The organism is Vibrio sp. ABG19, assembly GCF_029962385.1.
Classification (GTDB): Bacteria; Pseudomonadota; Gammaproteobacteria; order Enterobacterales; family Vibrionaceae; genus Vibrio; species Vibrio ostreae.
The window spans coordinates 1,297,347-1,306,874 of record NZ_CP071707.1; the positions used below are offsets into that span (position 1 = coordinate 1,297,347).

The 9,528-nt window shown below is 49.8% G+C and carries 9 protein-coding genes; 5 read left to right on the plus strand and 4 right to left on the minus strand.

The genetic code is table 11. The features are described 5' to 3' along the window. Nucleotides 1–18: 18 nt before the first annotated feature. From yccS to J0X00_RS05845, 4 genes are all read left to right on the plus strand, one after another. A complete protein-coding gene (gene yccS / locus J0X00_RS05830) occupies nt 19–2,172 on the plus strand; it encodes a YccS family putative transporter (RefSeq protein ID WP_136487672.1) in 2,154 nt (717 codons plus the stop codon). Between the two features lie 161 nt (nt 2,173–2,333). Next, nucleotides 2,334–2,555, plus strand: a complete 222-nt coding sequence (locus J0X00_RS05835; protein WP_218562140.1) for a hypothetical protein — start codon at nt 2,334–2,336, stop codon at nt 2,553–2,555. A gap of 194 nt (nt 2,556–2,749) precedes the next feature. Continuing rightward, nucleotides 2,750–3,037, plus strand: a complete 288-nt coding sequence (locus tag J0X00_RS05840; protein WP_282476607.1) for a hypothetical protein — start codon at nt 2,750–2,752, stop codon at nt 3,035–3,037. A gap of 115 nt (nt 3,038–3,152) precedes the next feature. Further along, nucleotides 3,153–4,409, plus strand: a complete 1,257-nt coding sequence (locus J0X00_RS05845) for a hydroxymethylglutaryl-CoA reductase (RefSeq protein WP_282476608.1) — start codon at nt 3,153–3,155, stop codon at nt 4,407–4,409. 154 nt (nt 4,410–4,563) lie between these two features. On the opposite strand, the gene modC is transcribed toward J0X00_RS05845, so the two are convergent. From modC to J0X00_RS05865, 4 genes are read right to left on the minus strand one after another with little or no spacing between them, the layout of a single operon-like run. After that, entirely contained in the window at nt 4,564–5,673 is a 1,110-nt protein-coding gene (gene modC, locus J0X00_RS05850) for a molybdenum ABC transporter ATP-binding protein ModC (RefSeq protein WP_218562030.1), read from the minus strand. Further along, the gene (gene modB / locus J0X00_RS05855; RefSeq protein ID WP_136487668.1) at nt 5,670–6,389 is read right to left on the minus strand and encodes a molybdate ABC transporter permease subunit; all 720 of its coding nucleotides are present in this window, start codon (nt 6,387–6,389) and stop codon (nt 5,670–5,672) included. Before modB ends, modC begins: the two co-directional genes overlap by 4 nt. Beyond that, nucleotides 6,370–7,143 carry a molybdate ABC transporter substrate-binding protein gene (gene modA / locus J0X00_RS05860; RefSeq protein WP_282476609.1) on the minus strand — a complete coding sequence of 258 codons (774 nt, stop codon included), beginning with the start codon at nt 7,141–7,143 and terminating at the stop codon, nt 6,370–6,372. The genes modB and modA overlap by 20 nt, the downstream gene beginning before the upstream one ends. A 1-nt stretch (nt 7,144) precedes the next feature. Continuing rightward, complete coding sequence (locus J0X00_RS05865) at nt 7,145–8,611, minus strand: cobyric acid synthase (RefSeq protein WP_282476610.1); 1,467 nt, start codon at nt 8,609–8,611, stop codon at nt 7,145–7,147. A gap of 379 nt (nt 8,612–8,990) precedes the next feature. Between J0X00_RS05865 and J0X00_RS05870 the strand changes: the two genes are divergently transcribed. Further along, nucleotides 8,991–9,344: a hypothetical protein gene (locus tag J0X00_RS05870; RefSeq protein WP_282476611.1), complete on the plus strand. Its 354-nt coding sequence runs from the start codon at nt 8,991–8,993 to the stop codon at nt 9,342–9,344. The last annotated feature ends 184 nt before the right edge of the window (nt 9,345–9,528 follow it).

The window sequence follows — 9,528 nt, forward strand, 5'->3', positions numbered from 1 at the left end:
CTGGCGTGTAGATCAACAGTGCAGTTAACCAATCAACTTCGTCTTTACTGGGCCAACAAAACCATCAACTACAGTGTCCTGATTCTGGTCACCTTACTCGGTGTTGTCATTCCGGCCTGGCATTACAACCTCAATACCTGGGTCACGCCGCTGATCCTTGGCGTGATCGCCGCTGCATTGGCAGAACGTGATGATAGCTTTACCGGACGCTTGAAAGCCATTTCGCTGACATTTGTCTGTTTTGCTGTAGCCTCTTTCTCAATTGAAATTCTGTTCGACACACCGCCATTGTTTGCGCTCGGCCTGTTTATTTCAACGTTTGGCTTTACCATGCTCGGCGCAATGGGAGCCCGTTACGCCAGCATTGCGTTCGGCTCTCTGCTGATCGCCATTTATGCCATGCTCGGCGCAGACCAAAGCACCAACATCTGGTTCCAGCCTTTACTGTTGCTGAGCGGTTCTGCCTGGTATTACCTGGTTTCTATGCTCTGGCACGCACTGTGGCCAACTCAGCCGGTGCAGCAGGATCTGGCGAATGTATTTGTCCAGTTAGCCAACTACCTTGATGCCAAATCCAAACTGTTTCATCCGGTGTCGAACCTGGCGCCACAACCGCACCGCATTACCGAAGCGAACCTCAACGCATCGACCGTCAGTGCCTTGAATCAGTGTAAAGCGACTTTCCTGACCCGCTCCAAGCGAGGCCACGTTGACGGTGCCAGCGACCGCTTTCTGAAAATTTATTTTGTTGCCCAGGATATTCATGAACGGGTCAGCTCCACCCACTATCGCTATCAGGAGCTGGCAGACCATTTTGGCCGTACAGACGTCATGTTCCGCTTCAAACATCTTCTCGAGACTCAGGCCAAAGCCTGTCGCGACATTGCTCACTCCATTCGTATCGGTGCTCACTATGAGCACGCCAGTGACTCGGTACTGGCCTTGGATGAACTTCAGCTTTCACTGACCTATCTTCAGCAGCAAAAACAACCGGAATGGAAAATGCTGCTTGCACAGCTCGGTTATCTGTTCAATAACCTTGCCACCGTTGAACGCCAGTTAAGTAACGTGAGCAACCCGGACGTGAGCAAACCGGAAGACGATGAACTGGACGATACCGAAGCACATACACTCAAATCAATGTGGCTGCGTATTAAAGCCAATATGAATAAAGATTCGCTGCTGTTTCGCCACGCGGTGCGGATGTCGATAGCGTTAACTCTCGGTTACGGCATTTTACAGGGACTGGGCCTGGAACGGGGCTACTGGATCCTGCTGACGACTTTGTTTGTCTGCCAGCCCAACTACGCCGCCACGCGTAAAAAACTGACCTCTCGTATTATAGGTACTCTGGCCGGTCTGCTGATCGGGGTACCACTGCTTACGTTTTTCCCGTCTCAGGAAAGCCAATTGGTCTTTATTGTCTTCTCCGGAGTCATGTTCTTTGCGTTTCGTCTTAACAACTATGGTTATGCGACCGGCTTTATTACCCTGCTGGTGCTGTTTTGTTTTAACCAACTGGGTGAAGGTTTTGCGGTGGTCCTGCCCCGTCTGGCCGATACACTTATCGGCTGCGGATTAGCGGTCGCTGCCGTGGCTTTTATCTTACCGGACTGGCACTCAAAGCGTCTGCACAAGGTGATGGCTGATACTATCCAGGCCAATAAGACATATCTGGACCAGATTATCGGTCAGTACCGTATTGGTAAGAAAGACAACCTGACCTATCGTATCGCCCGGCGCAACGCACACAATCAGGATGCTTCTCTGGCTGCGGCCGTGAGTAACATGTTGGCTGAACCGGGTAAGTACCGCGCGGCTACCGATGAGAGCTATCGCTTTCTGACCCTGAGTCATGCGTTACTGAGTTATATCTCCGCGCTCGGCGCGCATCGTACCCGGATTGATGATGAAACCGTGCATCAACTGGTACTCGACTCGCACCGTGCCATTCATAAACATCTGGACGTCTTGTATCAACAACTGTTTACCCGAGAGGGAGAATGCGACATCAGTGCGATTAATTCTGAAGGGCTGGAAAAACGTCTGTCAGAATGGCGCGAAGAGGATGACAGCTCGGCACGTATGGTACTGCAACAGTTGCATCTTATTTATCGCATGTTGCCCGAACTTCATTCACTTGCCAGCAAGTTCGCGGTGCGGGTTAACTGACCTCACCGCTCAATATATAACCAACTCATAATTAAACATATTCCGTTATTAAAGAGGCCAAACTGGGCCTCTTTTTGCGTTTTATTAACACATTTCGGACAAAAAAACCGCTGGCAAATACTAAATTTTATTCATGCCGTTCTTACCTGAGTAAGACCATTATGGAAGAAGAACACCAAAGATTGTTGCGCCACCACAGACCCGTTATCCGGAATACAGCAATGAACAGTATCCAGTTTGAACAACTTAAATCACAGCTTAAACTCCTGACACCTCAGCAGTTGAAATCTTTACAAGGTGAAATCCGTCACTCACTAAGCGATGAGCCGGCGACGATATTAACTGATGAAGAGATGGACGCAATCGTCAGTCTGTTTTCCTAAGCGTCAGGTTTTATACTCCTCTGCTGCTTTAGAAAGCCAACTGATGATTTAGAAAACGCACTTCTGTTTTGAAAAGCTATCGGTTTCAAGCCTGCTCAGTTGACAGGCAGCAACAGATGTCAACGTGATGTTCTCAAAATGCTTGCATTGGTTAATTTATCACCATACGCTGCGATCAGCAGAGAGGAACGCCTATGTCAGTGTCATCCGTACAACCCGGTTATTCGATTATTCAGCAATCTTCAAAGATGGCTGACGATGCTGCGCGTGACATTCAGCGTAACCAAGTTGTCAACCCTGCCAATACCAACAACGATGCCCTTGCCTTCAATAAAGTGGAATTGGATAAACCTCAGCCGGCTCCTGACAACGTCGATGCATTGGTGCAGCTCAATCAGGCTCAACAATACAACCGAATTGGGACTCATGTTTTACAGCGCGATCAGGATATGATCGGCAGCCTGCTTGATATCAGCGTTTAATTTAAGCATTGACTCTCCTCCGGTATTAATTTGTCACCGGCTGTGACAAAACATTGAGTTTGTTCCTGTCAGCGGTACAATGCAGTCCAATTTTGACTGATGCTCTCTAATCGCCATGCCTAAATTAAACTCGCTTCGTCACGATGCCCCACTTGATCTTCACCCTGCGCTGACGAACGAACAGTTTAGTGCCGCCCTTGACCCCAAGCTCACTCCCACCACGTCTTTACCTCTTAGCGCAGCGCTGAACCACAAGCAAGTACAAAAGCGTTGGCAGCAAATAGATATCCGTCACGCCAGAGATCACCTGCTTGATCCCCAGACGGCACAAAATATGGCGCGTTACGAGAAGAACATTGAACACTTTATCGGCACGGTAAAAGTGCCGGTCGGTATAGCCGGACCACTGCGGATCAACGGCTTACACGCCAATGGTGATTATGCGATTCCTCTTGCCACCACAGAAGCCGCTTTGGTTGCCTCCTATCACCGTGGATGCCGCCTGATTACCGCAGCGGGCGGGGTGAGCGCGATGCTGCTCAATGAAGGAATAACCCGAACACCGGTTTTTTCCTTCTATAACCTGGCCGAAGCCGGACAATTTGTCGCCTGGATTACTACCCAATACGACCAATTTAAGTCGATTGCACAGTCCACCACTCAACATGGCCGCCTGCATGACATCAACGTTTCGATTGAAGGCAATCACGTCTATTTGGTGTTTGAGTACACCACCGGCGATGCATCCGGCCAGAATATGGTCACGATTGCTACCAACGCGGTGTTTGAATTCATTCTGGCGCATGCTCCGGTCAGTCCGCAGCAGGCGTTTCTGGACGGCAATCTCTCCGGTGATAAGAAAGCAAACAGTCACGTTCTGCGCAGTGTGCGCGGTAAAAAAGTGACCGCTGAAGTCCATCTGCCAGCCACGTTGGTTAAAAAATATTTGCACACCACGCCAAAGAATATGGTGGAGTTTGGCCACATGACGACGTTAGGCGCGACACTCAGCGGCGGAATCGGCGTTAATGCGCACTATGCCAATGCATTAGCTGCGCTCTATATTGCCAGTGGTCAGGATGCTGCCTGTGTTGCCGAATCAGCCGTCGGCATTACCAGAATGGAAGTGAATGCACAGGGTGGCTTATACGCTTGTGTCACCCTGCCGAATATTATGGTGGGTACGGTGGGTGGTGGCACCGGACTGCCGAGTCAGAAAGCCTGTCTGGATATTCTCGGCCTGGCCGGAAAGGGGAATGCACGGGCACTGGCAGAGGTTGTGGCTGGTTTGTGCCTGGCAGGCGAACTGTCTATTGTCGGCGCATTCAGTGCCGGCCACTTCTCCCGTGCGCACCATAAACTGGCTCGTTGATTGTTTTTTCGACGAAAGCGCGGCTTAGATAAGCGTTGTAACGAAACTCACTTTATCGAGATGCGTGCTCGCCATCTCTCTTACACCAACCCCCAGTAAAACAGGCCCTCACAATGGAGGGCCACAAGAAACGCAGCACAGTATTGCAACAGATTCACACCTGACTCAACACCATATCACGCTGGGACACACTGACACCTTTGATCTGCGCGTAAACCGACATCCCAACCTCAAGCTGGAGATCTTCCAGCGCCCACTCGGTAATCACCGCCCATAAATAGCACTCTGGCGCCAGTTCAAGCTTGAGAGCGATACTCTTTTTATCCTCACCCTGCTGATGGTATTCAATGTCAGCAATGGTAGCGGCGAGAATGTTGCGAATCGAAGTTTTACCCGGATCATTTAATGTCACCGATACATCGTTGGCGCGAATCTGCAGCCTAATCGCAGCGCCCGGTTCACCGCTGACTTGCTGAACCCACAAACCAACCCCTTTGGCGAGCTCAATCTGAGTCAGGCCATAACGAGACTGGTGCCGGCTAATGGTCGCAGAAAACAAAGTACTCTGCTCGCTAAACGACTGCCAGGGTCGCATACTGCGCGATGACCAGACTTCTTCAATCGGCCCTGATGCAACAACCTTACCGCCATCCAGCACGACCAGGTGCTGCGCCAGACGCAGAATTTCATTCATACTGTGGGTAACATACAAAATAGGAATCTGCACCTGTTGTGACAACTGCTCAAGAAACGGCATCACTTCCCGTTTACGCGGTAAATCTAACGAGGCCAGAGGCTCATCCATCAACAACAAATCCGGCTTGGACAACAGCGCGCGGCCAATCGCCACCCGCTGTTTTTCCCCTCCGGACAAGGCGTTCGGATAACGCGCCAGCAAAGGCTCCAATGCCAGCAATGCCACGACAGAATCGAAATAACCGTCATCTTTAACCCGCACGCCATAATTCAGGTTACCGCGCACCGTATAGTGCGGAAACAGCCGGGCTTCCTGGAACACATAGCCAATACGGCGGCGCTCGACTGGCAGACTGACCTTCGCCGCGCTGTTGAATAACACCCGTTCATTAACCGTAATCAAACCTGCATCCGGTCTGATTAAGCCACTGATCACATTGATGAACGAGGTTTTCCCGGCACCAGAACGGCCAAACACAGCAGTAATGCCTTGACCAGGTAAAACCAGGTCGACATCGAGCATTGTGCTGCCCAACGACTTTTGGAACTGCACCTGTAACTGGCTCATTGACTGACCCCCAGTTTTCTCTTCATTCGCCGGCTAATCAATTCAGAGATAAACAGTGACAACAAGGCAATCACAATCGAGATAACACACAAGCGTGCCGCCTGCAGTTCTGCTCCCGGCGTTTCGAGGAAGTTGTACATAGCCAAAGGAATCGTCTGGGTTTGCCCCGGAATATTGGACACAAAGCTAATTGTCGCGCCAAATTCACCCAGGCTGCGGGCAAATGACAACATCACCCCAGTGATAATACCGGGCAACGTCAGCGGCAACGTCACAGTGACAAACACCTTGAGTGGCGAGGCACCTAATGTGCGGGCGGCCTGCTCAAGTTTAGGATCAACACTTTCCAGGCTAAGGCGTATCGAACGCACCATGAGTGGCAAAGCAATCACCACACACGCCAGGACCGCACCGCGCCAACTGAAACTGAACGTGATACCAAACCAGTCATGAAACCACTGCCCAATCAGTCCCTTTTTGCCCATTGAGATCAACAGCAGATAGCCGATCACCACCGGAGGCAGCACCAAAGGTAAATGAACCAGGCTGTCTAACGCACTCTTACCAACAAACTCTTTACGAGCCAGCAGCCAGCCGATGATCAGACCAACCGGGAGCAACCATAACACTGCATACCCGGCCACTTTCAGGCTGAGCAGCAGTGCAGTCCATTCGTATGGGGTCAAAAAGCTGTCGCTATTCAACAAATTTTTCATTTCCCATGTCAGTGCGGAAACCATATTGCTGCATCACGGCTTTCGCTTTGTCTGATTGTAAGAATTGAACGAAATTGGCGCTGGCCTGAGTATCAGAAATCTGCACCAGCGGGTAATGGATAGCGCTGTGCAACGTGGGTTTAAACGTTGACAGAATAGCGACTTTGTCAGTCAGAATCGCATCGGTTTTGTAAACCATCCCCAAAGGCGCTTCTCCGCGTTCTACCAGTGCCAGAGCTAAACGGACATTGGCAGTTTGCGCCAGCTTAGGTTCAACGGTTTTCCATACATCAAGATTGGTCAGCGCTTCTTTAGAGTAGATACCCACCGGCACAGCGTCGGTGTTACCTACCGCCATGCGGTCGTTTCTCAGCAAAGTTTGCCATTGCTGTTTGTCCGCCACATCAAAGGCCGCCTGGTCGGAGTCTACCGGCTTAATCAGCACCAGTTGGTTACCAGCCAGCAATTTGACATGGTCAGCCTGAACGATGTCGTTATCAACCAAGTGATGCACCCACTTTTCATTCGCCGACAAAAACACATCCGCAGGAGCACCATGCTCAATCTGACGAGCCAGAGAAGATGAGCCGCCAAAGACCGGCACCACATCGACATCATGATCGGACTCATACGCTTTGATTAAATCCTCGACCGCATTGGTCATCGATGACGCTGCGTAAATATTGACCGTATCTGTAGCCCACGCCGGTGTTGTCGCCAACATAGCGCTAATTAATAAAGCCCTTTTTTTCATGTTAATTCTCGTCAAGTTGCGGCCACAAAAGTGCAAGATCCAGATGCGCCTCGATTGCATCGGCAATGCGATCGATCGCCTGCTCTTTGGCCTTGAGATGATCGTGTGTTTGAATACCCTGAGCTCCTGCCCATTGACAGATAAGCCGGGCGGCAGAGAATGTATCGAAAATACCGTGCAGATAAGTACCAAGTATCTGATTACATTCACTAACAACACCATCTTCAGCCCCATTAGTCAACGTGATCAGCGGATTAATTTTCGTTTCGTTTGACACTGAGACAGTACGACCGACATGAATTTCATAACCAGTTACTGCCACCGATTCACCATCTAAATCCAACTGACCAGAGACATTGGTGAGCTGCTTCTCTTGCGTCAGAGTGGTCTCTATATCTAGTAGCCCTAATCCTGCTGTACTGCCGGCTTCTCCCTCCACACCATCAGGATCATGTACCCAATGTCCGAGCATCTGATAGCCACCACAAATACCCATCACTTTGCCTCCCAAACGCAAGTGGCGCAGGATGTCTTTGTCCCAACCTTGTTCACGCAGATGTTTTAAATCGGCTCGGGTTGATTTGCTGCCGGGCAGAATAATCAGATCTGCGCCGTCGAGACGTTCACCTTTACCGACATAGCGCAGATTAATGTCCGGGTTTTGGCGTAAGGCATCGAAATCGGTGTGATTGCTGATCCGGGTGAACACTGGCACCACAACATTCAGCTTAACGTTATCGTCCAATACCTGTTTGGCTGCAATAGCATCCTCCGCTTCGAGATCAAAACCATGCAAATACGGCAAGACACCAATCACCGGCTTACCGGTTTTTTCCTCCAGCCAGTCAAGACCAGACTGCAGCAAACTAATGTCGCCCCGAAAGCGGTTAATGACAAAGCCTTTGACGCGCAGCTGCTCCGATTCTGACAACAATGCCAGCGTGCCATACAGATGGGCGAACACACCGCCACGGTCAATATCCGCAACGATAATCACCGGCACATCGGCAGCCTCAGCAAAGCCCATATTGGCAATATCATTAGCACGCAGGTTGATCTCCGCCGGGCTCCCGGCCCCTTCAATCATCACGCTGTCATACTCACTCTGCAGGCGGGAAAAGGAGTCGAGCACCGTGTGCATCGCTATTTTTTTGTAATCGTGATAACTGTTAGCTTCCATATTCGACAGTGCGCGCCCCTGTAAAATCACCTGGGCGCCGGTATCCGAATTGGGTTTGAGCAGAACCGGATTCATATGCACGGTCGGCTCGATACCACACGCGATCGCCTGCACTGCCTGCGCGCGGCCAATTTCTCCGCCATCGGGTGTGACGGCACTGTTGAGTGCCATATTCTGGGGTTTAAATGGGGCCACCTTGATATTACGCCGTTTAAGCACCCGACACAGACCCGCCACCAGCACGCTTTTACCTGCATCTGACGTTGTACCCTGAACCATTAAATACATACAATTCAATAACCTATATAAAATTTAACAACAAAGTATAATTTTAAAAACATACTAAGACCTAACGGCCACCCTGTACCTTCGTTATTTGTACCAAATATTTGGTACAAAATTTGGTACAACTCTTACTTGGTACATGCATAACCGGAGGCATCCATACCGAACATTAAAGCGTGTCATGCCGACACGTCATTACCTTAACGATATGCTGCCGTACCTGCTTAACACAATGACATCATAATAAGATAACAACGTAATAAAGTAACAATGTAATAAGGTAATAGGGTAATAAGGTAACAAGGTGATGGAATTGGTCACGCTGGATTAATCAACATTGTTCATAGTATGCTTGAACAATATTCAATGAGAGGGAGCGACTATGAAAAGAATATGTGTGCTTTTGGTGGGATTGGCGTTACAAGCACCAGCATGGGCCGACTGTTATGGCCCTGAGTCTTTCCAAACCTGTTTCGATGATGCGGGTAACTCGTTTACCGTACAGAAGTATGGCAACAATACCTACGTAGAAGGAACGGATTCTGACGGACGCACATGGAACGAGGACAGCTACACCAGCGGGTCAATGACTCAGACCTACGGCGTAGATAAAAACGGTGGGGCATGGGTAGGAACAACAATCACGTCACCAAATGGTTCAAGCACGACTACAGGAACCGACGCTTACGGTGAAGTGTTCAGTTGGGCTTGCGATTCATCAGCAAACTGCAACTGATCAATATCGTTATGCTACTTAACTTCTATGAAATCACGCTTATAAGCTGTTGATTTTAAATGCTTGTGCGGATTCTTTTAGGCTGTTATGATTTTTGGCGTGAAGGTGACACCGTAAGTTTCCACTTTCATACTAGCCAACTGACGTTGTAAAGAGCTTCTATCGAGCCGCCCCGAAACCTTAA